The organism is Bradyrhizobium diversitatis (genome assembly GCF_016031635.1).
Lineage (GTDB): Bacteria > Pseudomonadota > Alphaproteobacteria > Rhizobiales > Xanthobacteraceae > Bradyrhizobium > Bradyrhizobium diversitatis.
This window is the reverse complement of sequence record NZ_JACEGD010000059.1, coordinates 1-26,468: the sequence shown is the minus strand read 5'-3', so window position 1 is coordinate 26,468 and position 26,468 is coordinate 1. Positions and strand designations below refer to the sequence as shown.

At 63.7% G+C, this 26,468-nt stretch carries 24 protein-coding genes; 11 read left to right on the top strand and 13 right to left on the bottom strand.

Annotation, left to right across the window (positions count from 1 at the left end; genetic code table 11):
- The first annotated feature begins 324 nt into the window (after positions 1–324).
- Complete coding sequence (gene lanM, locus H1B27_RS37115) at positions 325–702, top strand: lanmodulin LanM (RefSeq protein WP_246515974.1); 378 nt, start codon at positions 325–327, stop codon at positions 700–702.
- Positions 703–718: 16 nt separating this feature from the next.
- Here lanM and H1B27_RS37110 read toward each other — a convergent pair whose 3' ends face one another.
- The gene (locus tag H1B27_RS37110; RefSeq protein ID WP_063816744.1) at positions 719–1,357 is read right to left on the bottom strand and encodes a response regulator transcription factor; all 639 of its coding nucleotides are present in this window, start codon (positions 1,355–1,357) and stop codon (positions 719–721) included.
- Between the two features lie 100 nt (positions 1,358–1,457).
- Positions 1,458–3,626, bottom strand: a complete 2,169-nt coding sequence (locus H1B27_RS37105; protein ID WP_197969446.1) for a PQQ-dependent dehydrogenase, methanol/ethanol family — start codon at positions 3,624–3,626, stop codon at positions 1,458–1,460.
- Between the two features lie 353 nt (positions 3,627–3,979).
- On the opposite strand from H1B27_RS37105, the gene H1B27_RS37100 reads away from it, so the two are divergent.
- A complete protein-coding gene (locus H1B27_RS37100; RefSeq protein ID WP_197969445.1) occupies positions 3,980–6,415 on the top strand; it encodes a TonB-dependent receptor in 2,436 nt (811 codons plus the stop codon).
- A 113-nt stretch (positions 6,416–6,528) separates the two neighbouring features.
- On the opposite strand, the gene H1B27_RS37095 is transcribed toward H1B27_RS37100, so the two are convergent.
- The 5 genes from H1B27_RS37095 to H1B27_RS37075 form a co-directional block, all read right to left on the bottom strand.
- Complete coding sequence (locus H1B27_RS37095; protein WP_246515972.1) at positions 6,529–7,275, bottom strand: SDR family NAD(P)-dependent oxidoreductase; 747 nt, start codon at positions 7,273–7,275, stop codon at positions 6,529–6,531.
- Positions 7,276–7,422: 147 nt separating this feature from the next.
- Entirely contained in the window at positions 7,423–8,340 is a 918-nt protein-coding gene (locus tag H1B27_RS37090; RefSeq protein WP_197969444.1) for an MBL fold metallo-hydrolase, read from the bottom strand.
- Between the two features lie 90 nt (positions 8,341–8,430).
- Positions 8,431–9,636, bottom strand: a complete 1,206-nt coding sequence (locus H1B27_RS37085; RefSeq protein WP_197969443.1) for an NAD(P)/FAD-dependent oxidoreductase — start codon at positions 9,634–9,636, stop codon at positions 8,431–8,433.
- Between the two features lie 121 nt (positions 9,637–9,757).
- Positions 9,758–10,027: a hypothetical protein gene (locus H1B27_RS37080; RefSeq protein ID WP_197969448.1), complete on the bottom strand. Its 270-nt coding sequence runs from the start codon at positions 10,025–10,027 to the stop codon at positions 9,758–9,760.
- A gap of 97 nt (positions 10,028–10,124) precedes the next feature.
- The gene (locus H1B27_RS37075; protein ID WP_061883450.1) at positions 10,125–11,084 is read right to left on the bottom strand and encodes a helix-turn-helix domain-containing protein; all 960 of its coding nucleotides are present in this window, start codon (positions 11,082–11,084) and stop codon (positions 10,125–10,127) included.
- A 298-nt stretch (positions 11,085–11,382) separates the two neighbouring features.
- On the opposite strand from H1B27_RS37075, the gene H1B27_RS37070 reads away from it, so the two are divergent.
- The 6 genes from H1B27_RS37070 (at position 11,383) to H1B27_RS37045 (ending at position 17,635) form a co-directional block, all read left to right on the top strand.
- Complete coding sequence (locus H1B27_RS37070; RefSeq protein ID WP_197488839.1) at positions 11,383–11,550, top strand: hypothetical protein; 168 nt, start codon at positions 11,383–11,385, stop codon at positions 11,548–11,550.
- A gap of 62 nt (positions 11,551–11,612) precedes the next feature.
- Entirely contained in the window at positions 11,613–12,020 is a 408-nt protein-coding gene (locus H1B27_RS37065; protein ID WP_061883449.1) for a hypothetical protein, read from the top strand.
- A 270-nt stretch (positions 12,021–12,290) separates the two neighbouring features.
- Positions 12,291–13,862, top strand: coding sequence for a hypothetical protein (locus H1B27_RS37060; protein WP_197969442.1), 1,572 nt, complete (start codon positions 12,291–12,293; stop codon positions 13,860–13,862).
- Positions 13,863–14,032: 170 nt separating this feature from the next.
- Entirely contained in the window at positions 14,033–15,496 is a 1,464-nt protein-coding gene (locus H1B27_RS37055; RefSeq protein ID WP_197969441.1) for a GH1 family beta-glucosidase, read from the top strand.
- A 260-nt stretch (positions 15,497–15,756) separates the two neighbouring features.
- The gene (locus tag H1B27_RS37050) at positions 15,757–16,989 is read left to right on the top strand and encodes an acetyl-CoA C-acetyltransferase (protein WP_197969440.1); all 1,233 of its coding nucleotides are present in this window, start codon (positions 15,757–15,759) and stop codon (positions 16,987–16,989) included.
- Positions 16,990–17,332: 343 nt separating this feature from the next.
- A complete protein-coding gene (locus H1B27_RS37045) occupies positions 17,333–17,635 on the top strand; it encodes an HU family DNA-binding protein (RefSeq protein WP_035705209.1) in 303 nt (100 codons plus the stop codon).
- Positions 17,636–17,705: 70 nt separating this feature from the next.
- Here the strand turns inward: H1B27_RS37045 and H1B27_RS37040 are convergent, their stop codons facing one another.
- The 5 genes from H1B27_RS37040 to H1B27_RS37020 all read right to left on the bottom strand — a co-directional run bounded on the left by H1B27_RS37040 (position 17,706) and on the right by H1B27_RS37020 (position 21,689).
- Complete coding sequence (locus tag H1B27_RS37040) at positions 17,706–17,861, bottom strand: hypothetical protein (RefSeq protein ID WP_162832024.1); 156 nt, start codon at positions 17,859–17,861, stop codon at positions 17,706–17,708.
- 5 nt (positions 17,862–17,866) lie between these two features.
- Positions 17,867–20,248, bottom strand: coding sequence for an endopeptidase La (gene lon / locus H1B27_RS37035; protein ID WP_197969439.1), 2,382 nt, complete (start codon positions 20,246–20,248; stop codon positions 17,867–17,869).
- An 8-nt stretch (positions 20,249–20,256) separates the two neighbouring features.
- Positions 20,257–20,640 (bottom strand): Hsp20/alpha crystallin family protein, encoded by a 384-nt coding sequence (locus H1B27_RS37030; protein WP_197969438.1) that lies wholly within the window; start codon positions 20,638–20,640, stop codon positions 20,257–20,259.
- 165 nt (positions 20,641–20,805) lie between these two features.
- On the bottom strand, positions 20,806–21,372 hold the full coding sequence (locus H1B27_RS37025) for a YciE/YciF ferroxidase family protein (protein WP_197969437.1): 567 nt from the start codon (positions 21,370–21,372) through the stop codon (positions 20,806–20,808).
- Between the two features lie 110 nt (positions 21,373–21,482).
- Positions 21,483–21,689, bottom strand: coding sequence for a hypothetical protein (locus H1B27_RS37020; RefSeq protein ID WP_061883443.1), 207 nt, complete (start codon positions 21,687–21,689; stop codon positions 21,483–21,485).
- Between the two features lie 340 nt (positions 21,690–22,029).
- On the opposite strand from H1B27_RS37020, the gene H1B27_RS37015 reads away from it, so the two are divergent.
- Both H1B27_RS37015 and H1B27_RS37010 read left to right on the top strand, forming a co-directional pair.
- The gene (locus tag H1B27_RS37015) at positions 22,030–22,683 is read left to right on the top strand and encodes an L-fuculose-phosphate aldolase (protein ID WP_197969436.1); all 654 of its coding nucleotides are present in this window, start codon (positions 22,030–22,032) and stop codon (positions 22,681–22,683) included.
- 13 nt (positions 22,684–22,696) lie between these two features.
- Positions 22,697–24,484 (top strand): chloride channel protein, encoded by a 1,788-nt coding sequence (locus H1B27_RS37010; RefSeq protein WP_082822317.1) that lies wholly within the window; start codon positions 22,697–22,699, stop codon positions 24,482–24,484.
- 7 nt (positions 24,485–24,491) lie between these two features.
- On the opposite strand, the gene H1B27_RS37005 is transcribed toward H1B27_RS37010, so the two are convergent.
- Positions 24,492–24,743, bottom strand: coding sequence for a DUF2798 domain-containing protein (locus tag H1B27_RS37005; protein WP_197969435.1), 252 nt, complete (start codon positions 24,741–24,743; stop codon positions 24,492–24,494).
- 305 nt (positions 24,744–25,048) lie between these two features.
- Here H1B27_RS37005 and H1B27_RS37000 point away from each other — a divergent pair, with 305 nt between their 5' ends.
- Complete coding sequence (locus H1B27_RS37000; RefSeq protein WP_061883442.1) at positions 25,049–25,447, top strand: hypothetical protein; 399 nt, start codon at positions 25,049–25,051, stop codon at positions 25,445–25,447.
- Positions 25,448–26,468: the final 1,021 nt, after the last annotated feature.

Sequence of the window (26,468 nt, the reverse complement as noted above, 5' to 3'; positions counted from 1 at the left end):
CACCGCTCGGGAACGCTTGCCGTTGCGACAGCGAGCGAATGCATGCATCCACCTTGTCCTTGGCCACATCAATCCCGACGACAACGCGACTGTTTTGTGCCATCATCCACTCCCTTCCTTGCTCGGTTCGGGCTCGAAGCCCATGCAACTGTTCGGGTTGAGGAAGACACGCCGAATCCGTCCCACGCTCCCCGACAGGCTCTAGGCCTTTGAGCACGAACGGGCTCGGATCCAGCGACGGGCGGTTGGTCAGAACCGCCCGTTGTCACATCCTGGCAGATTTTGCGGACACAAGAGCTCGAAATGCAGAAATTTGGCCGGTGGATGGTCTCGATTCTGGCTGCCGTGATGGTGTCGGGATCTGCGCTGGCGGCTTCTCGCGGTGATCCGGTCAAGAAGTTCGATACCGACAACGACGGGACGCTGGACCATATCGAGGTTAGGAAGGCGGCGACGGCGCTTTTCGCCAGGCTCGAACCGGATCACGACGGCACGCTGGACGTGCGGGAGTTGCGGGGCAGATTATCCGCCAAAGAGATAGCGGCAGCAGATCCCGACCACGATGGAACGCTCTCGGTGAATGAATATCTCGCCGTCGTCTCGCAGCGCTTCGACACAGCCGATCCGGATCACGACGGGACGCTGGATGGGAGAGAATTGAAGACGTCTGCCGGGCGCGCGCTGCTTCAGCTCCTGCAATAGATCAGGCGGTCGCGCGTCAGTTCGAGCTGTCTTCTCCGCCGGCAAGATCGCGCGCCCGGCGGAGCAGGTCGCTCGTGCGACGGATGCCGAGCTTGGTCCTCGCCTGCTTGATCAGCCGGGCGACGGCCCGGGGCGAGATGACCAGCTCTTCGGCGATCGCAGAATATGAATTTCCCTGGCCAAGCAGGCTGAGCGCCTCTCGTTCTCTGCGCGTCAGTATGGCGACGTTGCTGGAGTCGACGTGATCGGGCAGGGGCACGCCGCGCAAATTGATCCGCTCGTCGACATAGCGATGGCCGAGCCTGACCTGACGCACAGCCTTTGGCAGTTCGTCCGGCGGAGAGTCCTTCAGCAAATATCCGATGGCTCCCGCCTTGATCGCGGACGCGACGATATTCGCGTCCGCATGCATGCTGAAAACCAGGATGCGCGCGAGCGGCGCATCCGAGGAGATGCGGTGCAGCAAGTCGACACCGCCGAGTACTTCTCCCGGAAAGGTCAAATCGAGGATGACGACCCCGGGCCGGTGCTCCAGAAATGCTTCATAGCCACTCGGCACATCGCGCGCAGCGACCACGTCCTCGACGTCCCCCAGCACGATACGACAGGCTTCGGCAATGATGGGATGGTCGTCGACGACGAGTATGGGGCTCAAGGGATATCTCTGAAAGGCATGATGCTTCGAGGGATTGAGGCCTGCCGCGAGCGTCGGGTGAGCCGGCTGCGGCAATGCCTCCCGCAGCCGTATCGCCGCGTCACTTCTTCGGCCGTATAGCGTCGGCCGTGCCCTGGATGAAAGCCTGAATCTTCACGACGTCGGCTTCCGTCAACTTGCCCGTGAAGTCCGGCATGCCCTTGTCGCGAAACGGCCCTTTGAACACGATGTTCTTGAGGTTGGCGATCTCCTCCGCCGGCACGTAGCCGAGGTTGCGGACGTTGCCGCCCTTGTCGACGCCGGGCACGCCATGGCAGGTGGCGCAGGCGGCGACATAGAGCGCCGTTCCTTCGGGCACGTCCTTCGGATCGTACTTCACGCCCTGGAGAAGGCCTTCGGTCTGATACTTCACGAATTCCGGCAGCGGTGCCTTGCTGTTGAGCGCGAACGTGTAGACCGTTCCGGGACTCTGCCGCTCGGTCGCCCGCTGCGCCATGCCATAGACTCCGCCCCAGCCGACGGCAATCGAGACATACTGCACGCCGTCGAGCATGTAGGTCGAAGCCGCGGCGACGACGCCGGTGCCGGTCGGTGTTTCCCACAGCGTCTTGCCCGTGGTGGCGTCATAGGCGACGAAGCGTCCATCCGCGGTGCCCTGGAACACCAGGTTTCCGGCCGTGGTCAGCGTGCCGCCGTTCCATGGCGAGGGGTATTCGACGCGCCAGGCTTCCTTCTGCCTGACCGGATCCCATGCGACGAGGCGTCCGAACGGAAGACTCTTGGGCGGCTCTCCGTTGAGCACGAAGCCGACATTCCAGCCGGTGGCGCCGCCGAATTTACCCGGCGTTGCGGCATTCTGCTTGAACTTCTTTTCCGGAATGAGGTTCAGTGGCACGTTCTGGGCCGGCAGATAGACCAGCCCGGTTTGCGGGTTGAACGACATCGGGTGCCAGTTGTGGGCGCCGTAGGGTCCCGGGATCGAGTCATAGGCCGCGTCGCCGCGTGCGGCCGGCACCTCGACCGGGCGGCCGTTGGCGTCGTAGCCGGTGGCCCAGTTCACATCGACGAAGTTCTTCGCCGAGATGAACTTGCCGTTGGTGCGGTCGATCACGAAGAAGAAGCCGTTCTTGGGCGCGTGCAGGATGACCTTGCGCGGCGCGCCGTCGATGCTGATGTCGGCGAGGATCATCGGCTGGGTCGAGGTGTAGTCCCAGTGATCGCCGGGCGTCTCCTGATAGTGCCAGGCGTATTTGCCGGTGTCGGCGTTCAGCGCCACGATCGAGGCGAGATAGAGATTGTCGCCGCCGGCGGGGCTGCGCACGTTCCGGTTCCAGGGCGAGCCGTTGCCGGTGCCGACGTAGACGAGGTTGAGCTCGGGGTCGAAGGTGATGGTGTCCCATGGCGTGCCGCCGCCGCCGTTGAGCCAATATTGGCCGGCGGGATCCCAGGTCTTGGCCGCCTTCTCCATCGACTCGTCCTCGAACGGCTTCGACGGATCGCCGGGGACGGTGAACCAGCGCCAGAGCTGGTTTCCGCTTTCGGCATCGTAGGCGGTGACGTAGCCGCGCGCGCCATATTCGGCGCCGCCTTGTCCGATTACGACCTTGCCGTTGAAGACGCGCGGCGCGCCGGTGATGGTGTAGGAATGCTCGTGGTCGATCAGCGTGTCCTTTTCCCAGACCTTCTTGCCGGTTGCCGCGTCGAGCGCGATCAGGCGGCCATCATAGGCGGCCACAAACACCTTGCCCTTGTAGAGGGCAACGCCGCGGTTGACGACGTCGCAGCAGCCCCTGTAGCCGAGCTCGCGGTTGACTTCCGGATCGAAGGTCCAGATGCGCTTGCCGGTTCGCGCTTCGATGGCATGCACGACGCTCCACGGGGCGGTCTGGTACATGATGCCGTCGACGATGACCGGCGTCGCCTCGACGCCGCGCGAGGATTCGAGGTTGTAGGTCCAGACCAGGCCGAGGCCTTTGACGTTGTCGCTCGTGATCTGGTTGAGCTTCGAAAAGCGGGTCTCGGCATAGTCGAGACCGATCGTCGGCCAGTTGTTGGACGTTGCGGTGTTGGCCTTGATGTAGGCGCCGTCGACCTGCGAGGTGATGGCCTTGATGCTCTCCGGCGTCGGGGTCTTCGCGGAATCCTGCGCCGACGCGGCGGTGATGGATGCGGCGAGGCCCAAGCCTGCGAGAAGACCGACGACAAGATTGCTGCGGACTGGCCGAGCCGATGAATATCGAGCGGAAAAGCGGTCCCCCAACGTCATCATTTTCCTCCTGTATTCTTGCTTGCCGTAAAGGCACCCCGCCCGCGAGGGCGGGGTGAGTCTACGGATGAATGACTCGCGATCGGATCGCGATGTCGAGCCAAGGATTGCACGAAGGTCTTTCGCGAGGTTCGGCAAAAAGTCTCGCGGCGGCCGGGAATAGTTCCCGGTCGCGCCCGATGAGGCGCGCGCACGACGTTGGACGGGTCGGGAATAATTCCCGATTTGGTCGGGAATTCGTGCGCCGGACCGGGCGGACCTTTTACGGCTGGTGCTCTTCGGCTGTTGGCCTGTATCGTTCGCCTAACCGGCGGGGAACCGAGAGAGCCAGACGATACGGGTGGAGGCAGGCAGGAATGGGCGTTCGTGGTCTGGTCATCATTTCAGTTTCCACGGGAATGGTTGTTGCGACCAGCGCGATGGCCGCGCAGGACGAGGAGACCAACATCCAGAACCTGCCGCCGGTCGAGGTTGCGGCGCCGCCCCCTGCGGCGGCGAGGCGCGTCGCACCGGCGCGACCGGTCGCACGCGTGGGGGCGCCGGGGTCAGCCGCCCCGAGGACACGGCTTTATGTCTATCCGACCTCGCCGGGCACCGGCCGGGGTCTCGACGTCGACAAGGTTCCATCGGCGATCAATGCCGTCGATGCCAGTCAGATCAAGCGCACCAATTCGCCGAATATCGCCGATGCCCTGCAGCAGTACGTGCCCGGCGTCAGCATCAACGAAGTGACCGGTAATCCTTTTCAGCCCGATATTCAGTTTCGCGGTTACGTTGCTTCACCTCTGGCCGGGACGCCGCAAGGGCTCGCCGTCTATCAGAATGGCGTGCGCATCAACGAGGCCTTCTCCGATATCGTCAATTGGGATCTGATTCCGACGGCTGCGATCCGGTCAGCGGTCGTGGTGACCAACAACCCGGCGTACGGCCTGAATGCCCTCGGCGGCGCCATCGATCTGCAGATGAAGAACGGTTTCAACTATCAGGGTGCCGAAATCGACATCATGGGCGGCTCGTTCGGTCGCATTCAGGGTTCTGCGCAATGGGGCAAGCAGGTCGATGGAAACTGGTCTGTCTATGGTGCACTCGAAGGCATTCACGACAACGGCTTCCGCAATTTCTCGTCATCGGACGTCCGGCGCTTCTACGGCGACGTCGGCTATCGCTTTGAAGGGAACGAATTTCACCTCAATGGTGGCGTCGCCAACAATTCGCTGGCTGGTCCCAGTACTGTTCCGGCCGAATTGCTCCAGCAATATTGGGGGGCCACCTACACGACGCCACAGACCATCTCCAACAAGGTCGCTTACCTCAACTTGACCGGCAAGGTGGAGGCGACGCCGACGTGGACCTTTGAGGGCACGGCACGCTTGCGGCGCTTCAAACAAAGTACGGTCGACGGTAACCCGACCGATACCCTGCCTTGCGACGATCCATCCCTGTTGTGCTTTGACGATGATGACGTCCCAGCATTCGGCCTGAATGGCGTGCAGCTCGCCAACACCTTTGGACCTGGTGCCATTCTCAGCCAGATCGATCGCACCAGCACAAGGTCAACCTCGTTTGGCGTGTCCGGACAGGCGACCAACACAGATCAGGTGTTCGGTCATGACAACCGTTTCGTCATTGGCGCAAGCTACGACCTCAGCAACACGCAATTCAACGGCAGCACGGAACTGGGAACAATAGGCACGAACTACGTCGTCACGGGCAGCGGGATATTCTTGGGCCAGTCAGGCGAGCCGACATCAATCGGCCCGGTATCGCTGCGCACCGTCAACCAGTATCAGGGACTTTATGCGCTGGACACGTTCAACGTGACGGATCGCTTTGCGGTTTCCGGAGGTGGGCGGTTCAATGCGGCCCATATCTCGCTGATGGACCAGCTCGGCACCGCGCTCAACGGCGAGCACGATTTTTATCGCTTCAATCCCATCATCGGGGGCACCTTCAAGATTACGCCCGAAATAACAGCCTATGCCGGGTACTCCGAAGCCAACAGAGTGCCAACACCGCTTGAGCTCGGCTGCGCGGATCCGGCGCGGCCGTGTATCATCGGACAATTCCTGGTCGCCGACCCTCCACTAAAGCAAGTGGTATCCAAGACGGTGGAAGCGGGCTTCCGTGGTACGAAGGAGCTGATGATCGGTTCGCTCGGATGGAAGATCGGCGCCTTCCGGGCCACCAACTACGATGACATCGTCGCGACCCCGATCCCGGGCTTGACCGGTTTCGGCTTCTTCCAGAACGTTGGTCGCACGCGCAGGCAGGGGCTCGAAGCCGAGGTGAGCCTGAAGTCGAACGTGCTGCAGTTCCAGGCGAGCTATGCATTCCTCGATGCGCGCTTCCTCGATGCGCTAACGCTGGGCTCGGATAGCCCGTTCGCAGACGCCGACGGCAATATCCAGGTCTTGCCGGGCAATCAGATTCCGCGCCTGCCGCGCCATCTCATCAAGGCCAGCGTCGAATACGCAGTTACCGATGTCTGGAAAGTCGGTGGCGACGCGCTCTTTGTCTCAAGCCAGTATTTCGTCGGCGACGAATCCAACCAGTTTCCGCAGTTGCCGTCCTACGCGGTTTTCAATCTGCACACGTCCTATCGGGTCACGAAGAACGTTCAGCTCTATGGTCGCGTCAACAATATCTTCGACCACCGCTACTCGACACTCGGCACCTTCTTCGATCGCGACGCCCTGCCCAACTTCACCAATGGCGCGGAGTTCGTCGACCCGCGCTCGCTGAGCCCGGCGAGGCCAAGGGCATTTTACGCAGGAATGCGGGTGACGTTCTAGGCGCATGCGAAGTGCGGTGCGATTGGGATGATTCGTTGCCGTGCTTCGGGTTATTCTTCGAGCAGGGCCTTTTTCGGAAGGCCGCTGCACACCTTTCTGGATCATGCTCTAAACTAGGCCAGTCCCAGGCCACCATCGACTGCGAGAACTTGGCCCGTTATCCATTGCGAGTCGGGACCTGCAAGCTGTAGGACCCATCGCGCAATGTCGTCGGGAACGCCGCGCCGACCGAGCGGTATTCGCGCGCGCTCTTCGTCCTTGACGGCTTCGGCCGCGTCCGCGGACAGCCCCATCATTCCGGTCAAGGCGCCGGATTCGGTCGGGCCGGCCGCGATCGCATTCACCCTTATTCCAAGTGGCGCGAGCTCGAGCGCCCAGCAGCGTGTCAGGTGCTCCAGCGCCGCCTTGCTCGCGGCGTAGTGGGACAGTCCCGCGGCCGGCCGGTGACCAAACGTCGAGGAGATGTTGATGATGGTGCCCCGCGTTGACTGCAGGTGAGGAAGGGCGGCGCGGGCCAGCAGGCTCGGACCGACCACATTGACGGAGAATATGTCCGCGATCCGCTCGGCCGCAACATCCGACAACGGAAGAATGGCTCCCGCGCCGGCGTTGTTGACGAGCGTGTCCAGCCGGCCCCATCTGCTGATCGCCTCGGTGATGGTCCGCCCGGCGTCTTCCGCGGAAGCGGTATCCGCAATCAGGCCGGCGATGTTCTGATGCTCCGCCATCGTTTTCTCAATAGCTGCGGCACGACGGCCGGTGATGAGCACCTTGTTGCCTTGGTTGGCGAAACGGAGAGCTGCGGCTCGACCGATGCCGGAACTGCCGCCGGTGATGATCACGACTTTGTTTTCTTGCATGTTCATTCGCGTGGTTGCGCCGTTCGAAATCGCCGGAGCGACCGTAGACCAACGTTTCGGCTTCGACGGCTCAGTGCATGTGGAGTCCCGGAGCGCAAACCCGTCGCGATGAGCGCGCGCCCCGGTTGGATTCGGTCCGGCAAGCGCTCAATAGTCCCAGGACACCGGCACCCAGCGGAAAGCGTCGCCGGCGACAGCGACATGGCCGACGGACGGGAACGGCATATGCGTGGCCACCAGCAGTTCGCGGTTCGCCGCAAGCTCCCGCAAAAGGTTCACTCTGACGCGGGCGGCTTCCTCGGGATCGTGTTCGAAGCCATTGTGCCAGTCTGGGTGTTCGAACCCGACGGTGAACACGAGGTCACCGGCGAACGTCAGTCGCTCGCCGCCGGAAGTCAGGCGGACCACGCTGTGTCCGGGGGTGTGACCGCCGGTGCGGCAGACCACCACTCCCGGCGCGACCTCGAATTCGGCTTCAAACGTCCGGAGCTGGTTGTGATATTCGTGCGCGAACCGCTTGGCCGTCTGTCGAAGTGCCTCGGGGAATCCCGGCGGCATGGAGACGCGGGAGAAATCGGGCGACTCCCAGAACTTGACTTCGGCGGCTGCCACATGGATCCGCAGGTCCGGACGCAGTCGGTCTTTCACGCCTTCGACGAGCAACCCGCCGACATGGTCCATGTGCATGTGGGTCAGCACCACGTCGGTCACGGATGCCAGATCGATGCCGGCGGCCTCCAGTCGCCTGACCAGCTGCCCGGCTCGCGGGAGGTGCAGGTCCGGGTCCAATCCGAGCCCGGCGTCGATCAGAATGGTCTGCGCTCCGCTGCGCACCACGACCACGTTCAACGCCCAGTCGAACGCGTCCGGCGGCAGGAACATGTCGTCTAGCCAGGCCGCGCGGACCGCGGGGTCGGCATTGTGCGCCAACATCTTGGAGGGTAGCGGCAGCACGCCGTCGCTCACCACCAGCACGTCGATGTCGCCGACCTTCAGCGCGTAGCGCGACGGGACAAGCTCTTCGGGCTTCGATGTCGCGGGGGAGGAGGTGTTGTGCAGGTTCATGTTGGTCTCCTGTTGCGGTTCTTGTTCTGGCTGGTCTCTGTTGAGCAGGCCGCGCCGCCAGGGGAGCGCCGCCTGCCATCGCGTCGCGCGTTAGAGGCTGGTCACGCGTTCCGGATCGGCAGACGCGAGCGCGGCGGCGCGTTCGGCCTTCGGCGGGTAGATCCAGACCGTGTTGATCTCCTGTTTCGTCTTCTTGGCGACATCACCGACCATCTCGACCTTGCGATCCCAGCCGCGGGTGAACAGTGCGCCGGCTTCGCCGAGATCGAGACAGGTGACGTAGGCCTTCTGGTGGTAGGGCCTGGTCGGAACGCCGAGCAGCTCGGCTGCGGCATTGTTGCCCGCAAAGGCGCCCATGCGCGTGGCATGCTGGCAGGACATCAGCGCATAATTGCCCTCGTCGTCGCACGCGGCGCGGGCCGCATCGCCGGTCGCGAAGACGCCCTCGACGCCTGGCACCCGCAGACAGCGATCGACCAGCAGCCGGCCGAAATTGTCGCGCTCGGCGGGGATTTGCGCCGTCAGAGGGGCGGCACGGATACCCGCCGCCCAGATCACGGTTTCGGTCTCGATGTGTTCGCCGCTGGACAGGGTGACACCGCACTCGTCCAGCGAGGCGACGCCGGCACCGAGGCGGGTCTCCACGCCGAGCTTGTGGAGGGCGCTCTCGATGACCGGCCGCGGGCCTGCACCCATGTCGGGTGCGATCGCGCTGTTGCGCTCGACGATGATGACGCGAGTCCTGGCATTCGGGCCGAGGATTGCGCGGAGCCGCGCCGGCATTTCGGTGGCCGCCTCGATGCCGGTGAAGCCGCCGCCGGCGACGACGACCGTGTCGCGTCCGTTCACGGCCGGTCGCTTGGCAAGGCCACGCAGGTGCCTGTCGAGCGCGATCGCATCGTCGAGCGAGTCGACGCTGAACCCGTGCTCGGCAAGACCCGGGATGTTCGGGCGGAACAGCCGGCTGCCGGTGGCGACCACGAGGCGATCGTAGGAGAGCGTCTTCTTGGTGCCTTTCGCCGTTGCGATCCTCACCATGCGGGATTGGGTTTCGACCGTCTCGACGCTGCCCCGAACATAGGTGACGTCGATCGCCTCGAGCACATCGAGGAGCGGTGCCGTCAAGGTCTCCGGATTCTTCTCGTAGAGCCGCGGGCGGACGACCAGCGTCGGCTCGGGTGCGACCAGCGCGATCTCGAGTTCGTCGGGCGAGACGCCCTGGATCTCGCGCAGGCGGGCGGCGGAAAGGGCGGCATACATGCCGGCGAAGCCGGCGCCGATGATGACTAGTCGCATTGACGGTCTCCTTTGGTTGATCTTCCTGGGCACAGGCGCGTTGCCGCTGCCGCTGCGGGTTTGCGGCAAGTCCTGTCGCGGTCAGCGACGACGCGAATGGTTGAAGCGAGCTTGCTGACGCCTATTGGAGTTGGCAGCCGGTCGGCCAGTCCTGACGAAAGACGATCGACCGCGCGGACTTGCGGCTCCAGTCCTGGTAGGGAAGGCGGAAGCTGTCCCCGCTGATCACCGAAATCACCGGGTGGGCGCGTTGTGCGGATTGCGGCGGGATGTCGTCACCTGTTGCTGAAGTGAAGCGAACAGTCAGCGTAAGTCCGTACACGACCGCGGTGGCGAGACCCTTGCGCGATGAAGTGATGGCCAACCGGTGGACAAGGTCTTTCCCGATCATCATTTGCCTCCGTCATGGGATTGGACATGATGATGTTCTAACCGATCACGCGTGCCGCTGCCCCAGAGCGATTGCTGTCGCCATCGAGCGATTGCTGCTAACGCATGCGCCTGCGCCATTCGCTCGGCGTTTCGCCGGTGAGCTTCCTGAAGGCCGCGGCGAACGCCGTCTGCGAGGAATAGCCAAGTGCCGCAGCGATCGAGACGACTGGGTCGTCGCTCTCCCGCAGCATGTTCATGGCCTGCTCGAGCCGGTGTTGGCGCAGCCAGGCATGCGGCGAGAGCCCGGTGCTCTCCTTGAAGGCGCGGCAGAAGTGAAAGCGCGAGAGGCCGGCATCGGACGCCAGCGCATCGAGGGAGACGTCCGCATCGCTGTCCGAGCGCAACCGTTCGATCGCGCGGAGCAGGACCTTCGGCGACAGCCCGCCCATGGTCGGTTGGAACGTGGCCGGTGAACCGGTGTGCGCAGCCAGGACGCGCGTGGCAAGAAGATCCGTCACCTGGTGCCGGAACAGCGTGTCGAGAACCCCATTGCCTTCGAGCGCATCCGCTGCGCTCAAGAGCAGTCGGGACGTAATGGGGTCAGGGTGCGCGGTCCGCTCCAGCAGGTCGTTCGCTCCTGTGATCCCGGCTTCGCCGGCAACGCGCTTCAGTGTCGCATTCGGAAGGTAGAGCTGAACGACATCGACGGGCTTCGGAATGTCCCATCGGGAGCTCGATCCTTCCGGGATGATGATCACGACTCCAGGACGAAACGTGCCGATCGAAACCGATTTTCCCGACCGGCGCTCCATGCGCTGCATCACGCCGTTATAGGCCATGATCACGTGGTGGCTCATGGGTTCGACGACGTCATGCAATGGATCGTGTTTCCAGTGCGCGATCCCGGCGCCGGAGGAGTCCAGCGCCATGCGGGTCGGTTCGGTCCTGAGCACCCGCGCCATCTCCGCCTCGGCGGCGCGCCGCTCGGCCGTGACGATGTCGACGGGGTGTGCGCTGGGGAGGGGCGGCTGGCCCTTGGACGAGGGATTGCGCATAGGTGCGGTGCTCCCGGTCATTGCGTGGCTCCTTCTGATCGCTTGCTGCCTCAGATCAGGTGCCCGTGCTTTTACGGGTCGGCGCGGGTTCTATGCGGTGCACAGGCTCCGGGTCTTGCCTGAAGCGGTTCTGTTTTGCCCGATCCTGCTCCGGGCAATCGTGCGGGTTTCACGAACGCACGATGAGCGACTTGAGCTGCCGCCCGGCGCCGCAGGTTTGGCGTCGCCTTTAACCGATCAGAAACCATGGAAAATGATCTGAAAACTTTAATGAAACTGCTCGGTCTTCTGCGCGTCGGTTTGTCGGAGGGCCCGTCTGATGACAGAACGCCAGTTGAGAGAGCAGGAATTCCTGATCGCGCGTTACCGGCATTTGGAGCGCGAAGTCACCGACCCGCTTGCCGCGCATCTGCTTCACAGCATCATCGAGGAGCTTGAGGCCGAGCTGCGCAAGGAAAGACCGGATTGGCACGGGCACGGCCTTTAACGATTTCTTGGCATTAAATCGTGCCAATGGTCCGCGTGGGAATATCAGGAGAAACTGCTCCCATGCTGAAGGACGGCACCTACGCGGCGTGGTACAGGACGCCCCTCGACCAGGGTACCGGGATCGTCCATGTCGCAGACGGCCAGATTTGGGGCCGTGACAGCCTGATGACGTATCACGGCTCCTGCTCGGTCGACGGCGACCGCTTCACCGCGACCGTATCGACGAAGCGTCACACCGATGGGCGTTCGACGGTCTTTGGCGTTGAGGATGAGCTCACGCTGGACATCGAGGGACGCTGCCCCGGCAGGATCGCGAGCTACACCGCGACGGCACAACAGGTGCCGGGAATGATCCTTCATGGCACGCTCATCCTGACGGAACAGCAGCCGCCCGCACGCGAACGAGCCGAGCAGGTGCCGGCTTTCAATCCCGACAAGCTGCGAAAATTGCCGAAGCGCTCGCGCTGATCGCGGGCACGGCGCCAGTCGCCTGATCGTCTTGAACTGACATCCTGCCGGCGACGAACCCGCCGAGCGGCCGAGGACTTCTGCTCCGCGGCCGCCTCACGACGTGGTCGATCCTGACCCCCAGTTGAACTTACCAACAGGCCAATGCTCTTCCTCGGGTAGAAGGTGGTCGGTAACTCAACCGATTAACGCATTATTAGAAAGATCTATCGAAAATAGCTTGAGAAGAAAATAACAACCCTGCCGGGTTGCAATACCCGGAGCATTTGCGTGAATGTACCTGCTCTCCCGGCCGCAGAAAATCTCATCGCTCGTGGCACTCGCTCCGATCGATCGGTCGCGACCGTCGTGTTTGCCCTGCTCGCGATCGCCTCGCTTCTCCCCACGCTGCTTGCTCCCGTTCCGGCGATGGGGGACTACGTCAACCATCTCGCCCGAATGTATATTCTGAGCCAAATGGGCAGCGCCAATGCCAATCCATACTACCAGGCGGCCTGGGCTTTCTATCCTAACCTGGCGATGGACCTGGTGGTCCCGCAGATGGCGCGGCTGTTCGGCGCCGAGAATGCCGCCCGGCTGTTTCTTCTTTTCAGCCAGATATTCGTCGTCGGCGGCGCGCTCGCGCTCGAATGGGCTGTGAAGCGGCGTGTTCACCTCGCCGGTTTCGCGGCGCTCATGTTCCTCTACTGCCTTCCGTTCTCATGGGGGTTCATCAATTTCGAATGCGCCCTCGGCATCGGTCTCTGCAGTATCGCCGCCTATCTGGTCGTTGCCGAGCAGTCAGCGCCTGTCCGTTTCGTTGTCAACGCAGCTTCCGTCATGGTGCTGTTTGCGGCGCATTTCTTTCCCTTGGGAGTCTATGGCGCGACGCTTGGGCTCTACGAGTTGTGGCGCGCCTTCGACCGGAAGTGTCCTGCGCGCGATGTCGCACTGCGGTTCGTCACGCTCGCGATACCGGTCGTAGCCCTGTTGGTCATCATGCGGCTGACCGCCGGCTCTGTCGGAAGCGAGGGCACCTTTTGGTATTCTAACTACAAGCTGCTCTGGCCGTTCTTCATCATGAACGGCTACAGCATGGCTGTCTCGGGAGCGAGTGCGATCCTGCTCATGGCAGCGTTATATGTCGCCGCCAGGTGCAGCATGCTCAAGCTGAAGCCTGCCGGGATCTGGATCGCAACCGGCTTCGCGCTCCTCTATCTTGCTATGCCGCCGACGCTGTTTGGTACGGCGTTTGCGGATATCCGGGTTCTTCCTGCAGTCGCCTTGATCCTTCCGGCCTTCTGCTCGCTGTCATTGCCCAGTCGGCGATGGACGATAGCTGCGCTCGCCGTGGTCGGGGGCATAACGCTCGCCAATCTGGGCGTCGTGCTCGAGGTCTGGCTGTCCTACCGTTCAGAGTATTCAGCTGTCATCGAGTCTTTTCAGCATATCGATCGCGGTTCGAAGATACTGATTGGGACCACCGGAGAGAGCGAGGATCCACCATTCAAGGACCTCACCCAATATCCGATGTATTATGCGCCGACGCTCGCGGTGCATTACGCGAATGCTTTCGTGTCGAACAAATTCACCGAGACCGGCAAGCAGCCGATTCAGGCGCGCGCCGAGGTCCGGCGTCTCGTCATCTCGAATGGGGGGCTTGTGCCGATACGCCGCCTGAGTGCAATTGCCACAGGAGAGACGGCGGCTTCCGATGACACCGGCGCCGTCCGCACCTGGTATCGAGACTTCGACTATCTTTATCTGGTGGGCCCCGCCATCGCGAACCCGCTGCCAGAGCTGCTGAAGGAGTTGGACAGGTCCGGGCGCTTCGTTCTCTATAAGATCCGCCGTACACCTTAAAGGAGAGCTGAGGGCGCTTCTCCCAGCTTTGCGATCGATCCAACTAGGCAAAGGGAGGGCAATCTGCCAGGTCGGCAATTCTGCACCCTCATCCCGCGTTCGCCCGCTTCTCAAACCGCCCTGGACACGCCATTGTGCGCCCGCAACAGTTCGGAAGCGGAGAGGCATCAATGTCGAACAAGGTCTCGCGTCGCCGGTTCGCGAAAATCGCGGGGCTGTCTGCAGCCGGAATGACTGGCGCGCTCGACGCAGCCGAAGCCAAGCCGGCACGGCCGCCGCGCGGTGGAAGCAGCTTTCCGTCGGGTTTCGTCTGGGGCACGGCGACCTCGTCCTACCAGGTGGAAGGCGCGGTCGACGAGGACGGGCGAGGGCCGTCGATCTGGGACAAATTCGTGCGCATTCCCGGCAAGATCGAGGACGGCACCACGGGCGACCGCGCCAATGAGCACTATCACCGCTACAAGGAGGACATCGCGCTCATCAAGGAGCTCGGCTGCAGGGCCTATCGCTTCTCGGTGGCCTGGCCGCGGCTGTTTCCGGACGGCGACGGCAAGCCCAACCCGAAGGGGCTCGACTTCTACAACCGTCTCGTCGACGAGCTCCTAAAGAACGGCATCGAGCCGTGGCTGACGCTCTATCATTGGGACCTGCCCCAATCGCTCGAGGACCGTTTCGGCGGCTGGCGTTCGATGGAAACCTGCAAGATCTTCGGCGATTACGCGGCCTATGTCGCCGAGCGACTGACCGACCGGGTCAGGAACGTGTTCACGCTGAACGAGAGCGGCCGCTTCGTCTATTTCGGTTACGGTATCGGCATCGACGCGCCGGGCCTGACGCTGCCGCAGGCCGATGTCAACCAGATCAGGCACAACAGCGCGCTGGCGCACGGACTCGCGGTGCAGGCGGTGCGCGCCCATGGCCGCCGCGGCACCAGGGTTGGGCCGGCCGAGAACGTCGATGCCTGCGCCCCCGCGATCGACACGCCGGAGAACGTTCGCGCAGCGGAGATCGCGCTGCGTGAGATGAATGCCGGCTATCTCAACGTCATCATGACGGGGCGCTATACCGACGCCTTCCTGAAATTCGCCGGGCCCAACGCGCCGAAATTCACCGATGCGGAGCTTAAGATCATCTCCTCGCCGGTCGACTTCCTCGGCCTCAACATCTACGCGCCACAGAATTACGTCGTGGCCTCCGACGAGGGCGCGGGCTTCATGCCGCTGCCGATCCCGAAATCGTTTCCGCACATGAATTCGGACTGGCTGCGCGTCGGGCCTGAGACGATCTACTGGGTACCGAAGCTGGCGGCAAAGATCTGGAAGACGGATGCGATCTATATCAGCGAGAACGGTGCATCCGGCGACGACGCGGTGACGCCCGACGGCAAGATCTACGACACCGACCGCATCATGTATTTGCGCAACTATCTCGCCCAGCTCCAGCGCGCCACCAGCGAGGGCGTACCGGTGCGCGGCTATTTCCTCTGGAGCCTGATGGACAATTTCGAGTGGGTCTATGGCCTGAACAAGCGCTTCGGCCTCTACCACGTCAATTTCGACACCCAGGTTCGCACGCCCAAACTCAGCGCCAGCTTCTATCGCAACGTGATCGCGAAGAACGCAGCGGGGGTGTAGCGGCGGTCTAGGTCTCTTCGCCTCTCCCGGCCTGCGGGAGAGGCCGGAATTTGCGACAGCAAATTCCGGGTGAGGGGGACTCTCCGCGAGTCCGTCTGCCACCGAGTTCGCGGAAGCCCCCCTCACCCGGATTTTCCGCTGCGCGTAAAATCCGGCCTCTCCCCGCACGCGGGGAGAGGCGAAGAAGCCCGTCCAGATTGACTCTCCTCTCCCCGTTATTCAGAACTGTCCTCAACACTCATAACAAGAGGACAGCGCCCATGACCGACGCACTCATCATCGATGCCTGCCGGACCCCACGAGGCATCGGCAAGGCCGGCAAGGGAGCGCTCTCCGGCATTCATCCGCAGCAACTGGGCGCAACCGTGCTGCGCGCGCTTGCCGATCGCACCGGCATCGATACGGCCGACGTCGACGACATCGTCTGGGGCTGCAGCGCGCAGGTCGCAACGCAAAGCGGCGATCTCGGCCGCATGTCCGCGCTCGATGCCGGCTACGACGTGCGCGCCAGCGCGGTGACGCTCGACCGCTTCTGCGGCTCCGGCATCACGAGCGTCAACATGGCCGCAAGCTCGATCATGGCCGGCACTGAGGACCTCGTCATAGCCGGCGGCTGCGAGATGATGTCGATGGACGGACGCCGTGGCGGCGGTCCAATGATGATGGACGGCGGCAATCTCCGTCTGCGCGCGCGGCATCCGCAGTCGCATCAGGGCGTCTGCGCCGATGCGATCGCAACCATGGAAGGCATCACGCGAAGGGATGTCGACGCGCTCGGGCTGGAGAGCCAGAAGCGCGCCGCGCATGCGATCGCGAACGGCCACTTCAAGAAGAGCCTCGTGCCGGTCCACCGCGAGGACGGCAGCCTCGCGCTCGACCACGAGGAGTATCCGCGGCCGCAGACCACGATGGAGGGCCTCAGCAGCCTGAAGCCGGCATTCCCCGCGATCGCGGACTACGCGCTCGACGACAAGGGCACGACCTATCGCGGCCTGATCCTGCAAAAATATCCCGATCTGAACATCGACTTCGTGCATCACGCCGGCAACTCCTCCGGCGTCGTCGACGGCGCCGCCGCGATCCTTCTGGCTTCGCCGGCTTACGCCAAGGCAAACGGCCTGAAGCCGCGCGCCCGCGTGGTCGCGATGGCCAACATGGGGGACTCGCCGACCTTGATGCTGAACGCCCCGGTGCCGGCGACGCGCAAGGTGCTGGCGAAGGCGGGCCTCACCATCGACGACATCGACCTGTTCGAGATCAACGAGGCTTTTGCGGTGGTGACGGAAAAATATATCCGCGACCTCAAGCTCGACCGCGCCAAGGTCAACGTCAATGGCGGCTCGATCGCCCTCGGCCATCCGATCGGCGCCACCGGCTCGATCCTGATCGGCACCGTGCTCGACGAGCTCGAGCGGCGCGACCTCAAGCGTGGTCTCGTCACCATGTGCGCCGCCGGCGGCATGGCGCCCGCCATCATCATCGAGCGCGTCTAGCCGATCGCCCCTTACTTTCTCCCTGTTTTTGCGGGGCGTAAGACCGGCGACATGTGATCCGACCCTTATTTTTCAGGGTGAAATACGACCGGCCTTTCACAAAGAGGCCGGTCTTCGCTTGTCGAAAGCGGCGAATCAGTTCTAGCAAGATGTCGTGCGGGCCTTTGAAACAAGGCAAAATCCGCTGCTCAAGGCTCCTTCCGCACTGGAAGTGGCTAAAATGCAGGGTTTTTTGCCACAGAGGGCCAAAAAAGCCCGTAAAATCGCGACAAAACTGTGCAGAAGGCTATAGGCCTTCGCCGGTTGGTCTAATATGCAGCCGTCACGAATCAGAGGAGACACGATGGCAACCCAAATGTCCAAATCGCAGTTGATCGAAAAGATTGCGACCGCCACAGAGCTTTCCAAGCGCGACGTCAAGAACGTCATGGAGACGCTGACCGACGTCGGCCACAAGGAGCTCAAGAAGAACGGCCTGTTCCTGGTGCCGGGCTTCGCCAAGTTCGTGGTCATCAAGAAGCCCGCGACCAAGGCGCGCAAGGGCACCAACCCGTTCACGGGTGAAGAGATGATGTTCAAGGCCAAGCCGGCCCGGAAGATCGTCCGCGCCCGCCCGGTCAAGGCCGCCAAGGACGCCGTGTCCTAAGAACGCAAAGACCCCCTTGCAGGAGGGGGCCTTTTGTTTGGGGCAGCCGCGAGGGCTTGAGACGGAGGGCTCAACCCTTGCGGCGCTTCACCCGGACCGGGACCGGCTGAAGCCGCGGCTCAGGTGCCGCAAGCGCATCGCGAACCCGGTCGATCGCGCGATCGAGCAACTGGCGCAGCCGCTGCGTCTTCCGCGATCTCTTCGCTTTTTCCAGCAGTTTCTTCATCGCATTCACTCCGCAGCTTCGACCTTGACCTCGGTCGGCTCGAGCGCCGCGGCGATGGCCTCGTCGACGCGCTCCAGCCAGATGAACTCAAGGTTGTCCCGCGCGCTCTTCGGGATGTCGTCGTAGTCCCGCTTGTTGCGCGCGGGCAGCATCACCCGCTTCAATCCGGCGGCAGCCGCAGCCACCACCTTCTCCTTGATGCCGCCGACCGGCAGCACCAGCCCGCGCAGCGAGATCTCGCCGGTCATCGCGGTGTCGCTGCGCACCGTGCGATTGCTGAGCAGGGACGTCAGCGCCGTGAACATCGCGACGCCCGCGCTCGGCCCGTCCTTCGGGGTTGCGCCCGCGGGGACGTGAACGTGAATGTCGCTCTTCTCGAACGCTTGCGGATCGATGCCGAGCTGAGAGGCCCGGCTCTTCACCAGCGTTAGCGCAGCCTGCACGCTCTCGCGCATGACGTCGCCGAGCTGGCCGGTCAGGATCAGACCGCCCTTGCCGGGCACGCGCGTCGCCTCGATGAACAGGATGTCGCCGCCGACCGGCGTCCAGGCAAGGCCGGTGGCCACGCCGGGAACGCTGGTGCGCAGTGCGATCTCGCCTTCGAAGCGCGGCTGGCCGAGCACGGTGGCGATGTCCTTCGGCGCGATCACGACCTTCGTGGCCGTGCCTTCGGCGACCTGCACCGCGGCGTGGCGGAACAGCTTGCCGATCTCGCGCTCGAGGTTGCGCACGCCAGCCTCGCGGGTATAGCCCTTGACCACCAGCTTCAGCGCCTCCGGCTCGATCTCGGCCTGCTCGGCCGAGAGGCCATTGGCCTCGAGCTGCCGCCGCACCAGATAGCGCTGCGCGATCTCGAGCTTCTCGTCCTCGGTGTAGCCGGCAAGGCTGATCAGCTCCATGCGGTCCAGCAGCGGACCCGGGATCTGGTCCAGCATGTTGGCGGTCGCGATGAACACCACGCGCGACAGGTCGAAGGGCACGCCCAGGTAGTTGTCCCGGAACGTCCCGTTCTGCTCGGGGTCGAGCACCTCCAGCATGGCGGCGGAAGGATCACCCTGCACGCCGCGGCCCATCTTGTCGATCTCGTCCAGCATCATGACGCAGTTCCGGCTGCCTGCCTTCTTGATGCCCTGGATGATGTTGCCGGGCAGCGCGCCGATATAGGTGCGCCGGTGGCCGCGGATCTCGGCCTCGTCATGCACGCCGCCCAGGCTGACGCGCACGAAGGGGCGATCCATCGCGCGTGCGATGGATTGACCGAGCGAAGTCTTGCCGACGCCGGGCGGGCCGACGAAGCACAGGATCGGCGCCTTGCCCTGCGGGGCGAGCTTGCGAACCGCCAGATATTCGATGATCCGGCTCTTGATCTTCTCCAGGCCGAAATGATCCGCATCGAGGATGCGGCGCGCCTCCTTGATGTCGATCGGCTTCTCCGCGGGCAGCGCCCAGGGCAGCTCGATCAGCCAGTCGAGATAGGTGCGGACCATGCCGGCTTCGCCGGCGGCTTCCGGCATGCGCTCGTAGCGGCGCAGCTCCTTCTTGGCGTGCGCCTCCGCCTCCGGGGGCATGTTGGCCTTGGCGATCGCCGCCGTCAGCTCGGTGACCTCGGCCGCCTTGCCGTCGCCTTCGCCGAGCTGGCGCTGGATGGTCGCCATCTGCTCGCGCAGGATCGCCTCGCGCTGCCGCTCGTCGAAGGAGGCCTTGGTCTGCTGGCCGATCTCCTTGCTGATGCGCAGCACCTCCAGCCGCTCGGCCAGATGCTTCGACACCTTCTCCACGCGCAGGGCGAGGTCGATGGTCTCCAGCACCTCCTGCTTGTCCTGCGGCTTGATGTCCATGAAGGAGGTCGCCAGATCCGCCAGCGCACCGGGCGCGCTGGTGCCCTGGAAGACCGCGGCCAGCTCGGGCGGCGCCTGCGGCAGCAGCTCGATCGCCTCGATCGCCAGGCGCTGCAGGTTCAGCGCGCGCGCCTCGATCTCGGGTGAGGTCGTGGTCGGCTCGGGGATCTGCTGGAAGCGGGCGGCCGGGAACGGCGTCCCCGGCAGGAAGTCGAGGATGCGCGCGCGCTGCACGCCTTGGCAGACGATGTGATGGGTGCCGTCGGGCGCGGTGATGTAGCGCACGATGTTGGCGATGGTGGCGACCCTGTAGAGATCGTCCGGCCCGGGCTCCTCGGTCTCGGGGCTGCGCTGCAGGACGATGCCGATCGGCCGCTGCTCGCGCAGCGCCTGCTGCGCGGCGGCGATGGACTTCGCCCGGCCGATCGTGATCGGAGCGATGGCGCCGGGAAACAGCACCATCTCGCGCACGGGGATGATGATCAGCGCGTCCTCGGGGATCTTCACGTCGTTATTGGTCTGTTCGTTGTTCATCTGTTCGTTGGCCATGATCGACCTCAGGATTTGGCGAGGCGCAGCGCGACGCAGCCGTCCATCACGAAGCGGCTGATGGCGTAGCGGCCAAGGGGCAATGCAATGCGGCGCTCAAAACGCCCCTGTGGCAGCTCGAGCCGATGGATGCGGGCGTTGCGAAGCTCCGACGGAAGGGTGCGCTGGCCGGAGATGACGAGAACGCCGTCATGGATGACCGTCTCGACATTGTCCGGATTGACGCCGGGAAGCGCCACCAGGATCAGGAGCTCGCGCTCGGTTTCGAGCACGTCGATCGGCGGCTCCCAGCAGGCTTCCTGGCGGCCGAACTGCTGGCGCAGCCGGTCGGCGCGGGTCAGCGAATCCAGGGCTTCGGACAGCATCCAGTCGAGGGGATTTTTGGGTTGCATGATGCGGGCTCGGGGGTGGGAAAGCCTGCATATGGGGCTGGTTCCCGGGAAATCCAGTGCGGTGGCGCCGGTGTGCCATGCGCCGTCATGCCATCGAACAAGAAAGCGTCGAACGAGAAAACGCCGCGGCGCGGGCCGCGGCGTTTCGTCATTGGCCGGTGCGGGTCAGGCCGCGGCGCGGTACTCTTCTTCCGCTTTCAGGTTGATCACGGAGGTGGCGAGCTCCGTCAGGGTGTGATCGGTCGCCTCTTCCTCCTCCAGCGTCTCCTGGAGCAGCCTTGCCGCGTCCTGCATGCCGAGTTCCTCGGCCCAGGTGCGGAGCGTGCCGTAGCGGGAGATCTCGTAGTGCTCGACCGCCTGGGCGGCCGCGAGCAGTCCGGCATCGAGCGCCGGCGCTCCCTTGAACTCCTTCATGATCTCGGCGCCCTCGTCGGTGATGCCGTTGATGGCCTCGCAGGGCTTGCCGCGTGCGGGCTTGCCCAGCATCCTGAAGATCTGGTCCAGCCGCTTGACCTGGCCCTGGGTCTCGCGCAGGTGCTTGTTGAAGGCGGCGGTCAGCTCTTTCGACTGCGCTGCCTTCGCCATCTTGGGCAAGGTCTTGATGATCTTGTTCTCGGCGAAATAGATGTCCTTCAGCGTCGCCAGAAACAGGTCGCTGAGCATCTTCGGGGCCTGACGCGGTCGCCGCGCCGCTGTCTTCCTGGTCGCGCGTTTCTTTGCTCGCTTAGCCATACGTCCTCCTCTTGAGGTGACACGGGAAGGCATCGCCTTCCTCAATCCTCGGGCGATCAAAACCTTCGGAGAACGAAAGTTCCAAACTGCAACCCGCGTTCGCGGATCGCTCAGGTCGGGCGCTTGTACGGGTCTTCCTGGCGCTGCCGCTCTTCCGTCGCGCGATCGAGGCGTGCCCGCTCGCTGCGGCGCAGGTGGCCGGCCTTCATCACCCCGTAAACGAGGACCCCGCCGAGCACGAACGCGCCGATGAACCAGAGCCAAAGCATCTGAGCCGAGGCGTGGCCCAGGAGCATGCCAACTCCGCTGTCACTCATGATTGGTCTCCACCGATCTCGATTGCGGTCATGCTGAGCTAAGTCGGCTGTCGAAACCTCGTTCCAAGCGCCCTTGGTCGCATTGGAAGTGCCGTGCTCTCACGCGTTCTCGCATGCTGCTCGCGGCCTCCTCGGCGTGGTTCGTGATCACCGGGATTGCTGCGGTCCGGGCGAGCCCGCCATTGGGCCGCGACAATCCGTAGATTCTTTCATATTTCCATCCGTTTCGTGGTCTGGCAGGGGCGTCGCCGAGACGGAGAGGATCCGGGACTCTTTCGCTTGCGCTGCCATATTGCTTTGACGTACTTCCGGTCTAACAAGCCTTCGTCAGGAAATCGCGATGTCGATGAGAGCAGACGAACTCGCCACAAGACAGGCCATTATTGATGCCTGCCGGCGCATGAACGCGCTCGGCATCAACCAGGGCACCTCGGGCAATATCAGTGTCCGGCATGTGGACGGGCTCCTGGTCACGCCGACCAGCGTGCCCTATGACGCCATGTCGCCGGACCAGATCGTCTTCATGGCCATGGACGGCACACACGCGCCCGATCAGAGACCGTCCAGCGAGTGGCGCTTCCATCGCGACATCCTGAAGTCGCGGCCCGACGTCAATGCCGTGGTGCACGCCCATCCGACCTATTGCACCATCCTGGCGATCATGGGCATGGAGATTCCGCCCGTGCACTACATGATCGCGGCGGCCGGCGGCGACAGCATCCGCTGCGCGCCCTATGCGACATTCGGAACGGCGGAGCTGTCCGAACATGCGGTGCGGGCGCTGGAAGGCCGGCTTGCCTGCCTGCTCGACCACCACGGCATGATCGCGATCGGCAAGACGCTGGACAAGGCGATGTGGCTCGCCGTCGAGGTCGAGACGCTGGCGCGGCAATATCACGGCTGCCTCCAGATCGGACGGCCGCCGCTGCTCTCCAGCGACGAGATCGAGCGGGTCCGCCGGCGCATGGCCGGCTACGGACTGGCGGAAGGGTAGGGGCGGGCAGAGGGTGTTCGTGCGGATCAGGCATCTCGTCGATCGCAAGGGGACGAACCGCACCATGGTTCGGCTGCGCGCCCTGCTGCGCAGCAACGAGTTCTACCTGATCCCGCTTGCGCTCGTGATCGGCACGCTCGCGGGCTCGGTCGTGACGCTGATGGCCCAGATTGCCCAGCTCGCGCATGTGGTGATCTACGGCATTCCCATTGATGTTCACCTGTCGGCTCACGAGAGCGTCAGTCCGTGGGCGGCCCTGATCGCGCCTGCGCTCGGTGGGCTGTCGCTTGGAATCATGGAATGGTCGCGGCGGCGCATGAAGATATCGAACGCCGTCGACCCGATCGAGGCGAACGCGCTGCGTGGCGGCAATCTCTCGATGCGCGACAGCGTAGTGGTGTCGAGCCAGACGCTGATCTCCAATGGCTGCGGCGCCTCGGTCGGCCTCGAGGCCGGCTATACCCAGATCGGCTCGGGCATCGCTTCGCTGCTCGGCAAGTTCTTCAATCTTCGCCGCAACGATCTGCGTCTGATGGTCGGTTGCGGCGCGGCGGCCGCGATCGCGGCGGCATTCGGCGCGCCGATCACCGGCGCCTTCTACGCCTGCGAGCTGATCGTCGGCGTCTATTCGGTGGGCAGCGCCGCGCCGATCCTGGCGGCCTCGCTGGCGGGCGCCCTGACCGCGCAATGGCTGGGCGGTGCACCCTATTCGCTGGAGATCCCGAAGGTCAGCGCCGTCGGCGTCGAGCAGTACCTGGCCCTGATCGTGCTCGCCCTCATCACCAGCGGCGTCGGCATCGCCGTGATGCGCTCCTCGCCGATGTTCGAGCGCCTTTTCGCCTGGATGCCGGTCTGGCTGCGTCCGGTGATCGGCGGCCTCATCGTCGGCGGCTTCGCGATCATCACGCCGCAGGTGTTGGCAGCCGGCCACGGTGCCATGGTGCTCGATCTCTTTCACGAGATGACGATCGGCCTGATCGCGCTGGTCATCGCCTTGAAGGTAACGGCCTGCCTGATCTCGCTCGCCTCGGGTTTTCGCGGTGGCCTGTTCTTCGCCTCGCTGTTCGTCGGCAGCCTGATCGGAAAGTTCTTTGCCGCGGTGCTGCTCCTGATCAGCCCGAACTTCGCGATCGATCCGCTGGTGGCGATGCTGACGGGAATGGCGACGCTCGGTGTCGCCATCGTCGGCGGTCCCCTGACGATGTCGTTCCTCGTGCTCGAGATGACCCGCAATGTCGACGTCACCGCCGTGGTGCTCGCCGGCTGCATCGTCACCTCGATCTGCGTCCGCTTCATGTTCGGCCACTCCTTCTCGACCTGGCGGCTGCATCTGCGCGGCGAGACCATCCGCAGCGCCAACGACGTCGGCTGGCTGCGCAACCTCACGGTCGAACGGCTGATGCGCTCCGACGTCGGCAAGGTGCCGTCGACCACGACGATCGCCGCGGTCCGCCGCGAGTTCGCGCTGGGCTCGCGGCCGGGAGTCGTCATCGTCAACAATGCGGACGAATATGTCGGCCTCGTCCTGCTGCCCGATTTGTTCTCGGGCGATCTCGACAGCATTGCCGACGACATCCAGGTGATCGAGCTCGCTCGCCTGATCGACATCGTGCTGATTCCGGAAATGAACGTGAAATCGGCGATGGCGGTGTTCGACGAGGCCGAGGCCGAGATGCTGGCGGTGGTCGATTCCACCGACAGCCGCAAGGTTGTCGGCTTCCTCACCGAGAGCTTCGCCCGCCGCCGCTATGTTGAGGAGATCGACAAGGCGACGAGGGGCGTGCTTGGGGCGCTCTCGTAAGGATCGGCTATCGGCTGGGTGGCGCTGCGACGAGGCAGGCCACGATCCGGCGGACCAGTGGCAGGACCATGAGCAGCGTCGGAAACGCCACGAGCCAGGACAGCGCCCAGGCGCCTGGCCAGGTCGCCAGGAACGCCGGTGTTGCGCCGAGGCTTCGCAGCGTCGATATGACCGATACCACCGCGGTCATGAGGATGGACAGCACGAATGGCATGACGATCGGCGCATAGCGCGCCGGCAGTTTGCGAACCGCAATCATCTGAACTTCTTTCGAGGAAAAAGGACGCGTCGATCACGTTGAAACCTTGAAAATTGCATCGATCCCGACGGCGTCGGTTGATGCGTTGGTTCACGTGAAACGCTTACGGCGACCGAGAAACGGCGCGGCTGTTCATTAACCGCTCAGGTTGGATGGTTCAAGCTGGACCTGATCGTTCGGTTTACAATCGTTCAAAGCGTGGCAGATCGCCGCGATCATGAAACTATTTCAATGGTTTGCGCGTTGTAGGAGGTTTGCTTATGTCTTTTTGGCGAGAACAGAGGCGAGAACAGAGGAAGGTCGAGATGAGTATTGGACCGATGATTTCCGCAGCCGGCCGCAACACGGTCGTGGCCGCGTTCGCAAGCCTCGCCCTGATCGCGGTCTCCGCATCCCCGTCCACGGCCGCCTCGGCCGGGACACCGGCCGCGAAGGCGGCCGTTGCCGGCCAGGCCGCGTCCGACGTCACTGATTTCAGCGCAGCCCGGCGTCGCCATTACCACCGACGCGGGGCGAACGCCGCAGGTCTCGCCTTCATGGGCATGGCGGCAGGTCTGATCGGAGGCGCGATCGCCGAGAGCCGCCGCCGCGAGTACTATGAGAACCGCTACTATTATGGCCCGCGTCCTTACTATGGCGGCCCGGGCTATTACGGCGGCGGTCCCAATTATTACGGTCCGGGCTATGGTTACGCGCCATATTGAGCAGGCCAGCTGACGGATTGAGTTGCCCAGAAGAGGGCGGCGCTGCGTGCCGCCCTCTTTGATGTATCGGTACGTTGTAGCCCGGGTGAGCGCAGCGATACCCGGGACCGTGCTTGTGAAAACCCGGATGTCGCTTCGCTCATCTGGGCTACGGCACCTTGCTGTGTCGCCCTCTTGTCAATCCACCACCGCGAAAATATTCCACTTTACCGAAATTCGGATTTGTCGTATGTGTCGCCCATCCCGGCTCATTCTTGAGGGGCGATCATGAGGTCGTCATTGTCGCGAGCCGGGCTTGCGGTGGACGCGGCAGCGTCGGGCGCGAAAGGTGCGGGCAGGGAGGGTAGTCCCCGGTGAGCCCGTGGCCGCGCGCGGACGAACGGCGCTGCTAGGCTTCGTCTCGCCTGTAAGTTTCCGGCTCCGTCGACAGGGCCGGGAAAACTGCGGCGAAATGGCGAACCGCGCGTACGGCAAAACCGTGTGGTCCTGGCCGTCGTTGCTACGGTCAAGCTCTTGCGGAGGCGGCAGTCGCGTCAACCGGCGCGGAGGTCGGTGAATTTCGCGAGGGTGAGGGAGGCCAGAACGAACTCGGCTCCCGGGAGAGCGCGGCATAAGCCGTCCGACCATCGCGCAGGGAAGGCCGAGTGATTGGCACCACCTGTATGCTGCTGTGCGGTCTCTTTGCGCTACATCTTCGCGCAGCGGACCGCGGGTGCGAGGTCAGCACCCGGTCTTCCCCATAGGCGTTAAGGTAGTGCGAGCATCGATTGATACCGACGTTTTCGAGGAGGCTCGCGCAGGTGCCGCCCAAGCGCTCGTTTTCTGCGGCGGAAGCAACGGATGGTTGGTTGTGGAATGATCGCTTGTAGCAAGGATGCAACGAGTTGTTGCAGAATGCGCCAAGCGCCAGGTGTCGTCAGGCGGCCTGCATCCAGTGGGGAGAGTCCTCGAAGTCGCGGGCAAGCGGCTCGAGCAGCAGGATGATCAAGAGGTGGGCCAGCAGGTAGGGCTTGGCGGAGCG

What these genes read in the sequence shown, in the direction of transcription:
- H1B27_RS37030 (WP_197969438.1), bottom strand. Translation starts at nt 20,640, where the DNA reads ATGCAACCCAAAAATCCCCTCGACTGGATGCTGTCCGAAGCCCTGGAT.
- lanM (WP_246515974.1), top strand. Translation starts at nt 325, where the DNA reads ATGGTCTCGATTCTGGCTGCCGTGATGGTGTCGGGATCTGCGCTGGCG.
- H1B27_RS37065 (WP_061883449.1), top strand. Translation starts at nt 11,613, where the DNA reads ATGCTGAAGGACGGCACCTACGCGGCGTGGTACAGGACGCCCCTCGAC.
- lon (WP_197969439.1), bottom strand. Translation starts at nt 20,248, where the DNA reads ATGGCCAACGAACAGATGAACAACGAACAGACCAATAACGACGTGAAG.
- H1B27_RS37020 (WP_061883443.1), bottom strand. Translation starts at nt 21,689, where the DNA reads ATGAGTGACAGCGGAGTTGGCATGCTCCTGGGCCACGCCTCGGCTCAG.
- H1B27_RS37075 (WP_061883450.1), bottom strand. Translation starts at nt 11,084, where the DNA reads ATGACCGGGAGCACCGCACCTATGCGCAATCCCTCGTCCAAGGGCCAG.
- H1B27_RS37005 (WP_197969435.1), bottom strand. Translation starts at nt 24,743, where the DNA reads ATGATTGCGGTTCGCAAACTGCCGGCGCGCTATGCGCCGATCGTCATG.
- H1B27_RS37100 (WP_197969445.1), top strand. Translation starts at nt 3,980, where the DNA reads ATGGGCGTTCGTGGTCTGGTCATCATTTCAGTTTCCACGGGAATGGTT.
- H1B27_RS37070 (WP_197488839.1), top strand. Translation starts at nt 11,383, where the DNA reads ATGACAGAACGCCAGTTGAGAGAGCAGGAATTCCTGATCGCGCGTTAC.
- H1B27_RS37025 (WP_197969437.1), bottom strand. Translation starts at nt 21,372, where the DNA reads ATGGCTAAGCGAGCAAAGAAACGCGCGACCAGGAAGACAGCGGCGCGG.
- H1B27_RS37050 (WP_197969440.1), top strand. Translation starts at nt 15,757, where the DNA reads ATGACCGACGCACTCATCATCGATGCCTGCCGGACCCCACGAGGCATC.
- H1B27_RS37080 (WP_197969448.1), bottom strand. Translation starts at nt 10,027, where the DNA reads ATGATCGGGAAAGACCTTGTCCACCGGTTGGCCATCACTTCATCGCGC.
- H1B27_RS37105 (WP_197969446.1), bottom strand. Translation starts at nt 3,626, where the DNA reads ATGATGACGTTGGGGGACCGCTTTTCCGCTCGATATTCATCGGCTCGG.
- H1B27_RS37000 (WP_061883442.1), top strand. Translation starts at nt 25,049, where the DNA reads ATGAGTATTGGACCGATGATTTCCGCAGCCGGCCGCAACACGGTCGTG.
- H1B27_RS37055 (WP_197969441.1), top strand. Translation starts at nt 14,033, where the DNA reads ATGTCGAACAAGGTCTCGCGTCGCCGGTTCGCGAAAATCGCGGGGCTG.
- H1B27_RS37095 (WP_246515972.1), bottom strand. Translation starts at nt 7,275, where the DNA reads ATGCAAGAAAACAAAGTCGTGATCATCACCGGCGGCAGTTCCGGCATC.
- H1B27_RS37015 (WP_197969436.1), top strand. Translation starts at nt 22,030, where the DNA reads ATGTCGATGAGAGCAGACGAACTCGCCACAAGACAGGCCATTATTGAT.
- H1B27_RS37085 (WP_197969443.1), bottom strand. Translation starts at nt 9,636, where the DNA reads ATGCGACTAGTCATCATCGGCGCCGGCTTCGCCGGCATGTATGCCGCC.
- H1B27_RS37040 (WP_162832024.1), bottom strand. Translation starts at nt 17,861, where the DNA reads ATGAAGAAACTGCTGGAAAAAGCGAAGAGATCGCGGAAGACGCAGCGG.
- H1B27_RS37090 (WP_197969444.1), bottom strand. Translation starts at nt 8,340, where the DNA reads ATGAACCTGCACAACACCTCCTCCCCCGCGACATCGAAGCCCGAAGAG.
- H1B27_RS37045 (WP_035705209.1), top strand. Translation starts at nt 17,333, where the DNA reads ATGGCAACCCAAATGTCCAAATCGCAGTTGATCGAAAAGATTGCGACC.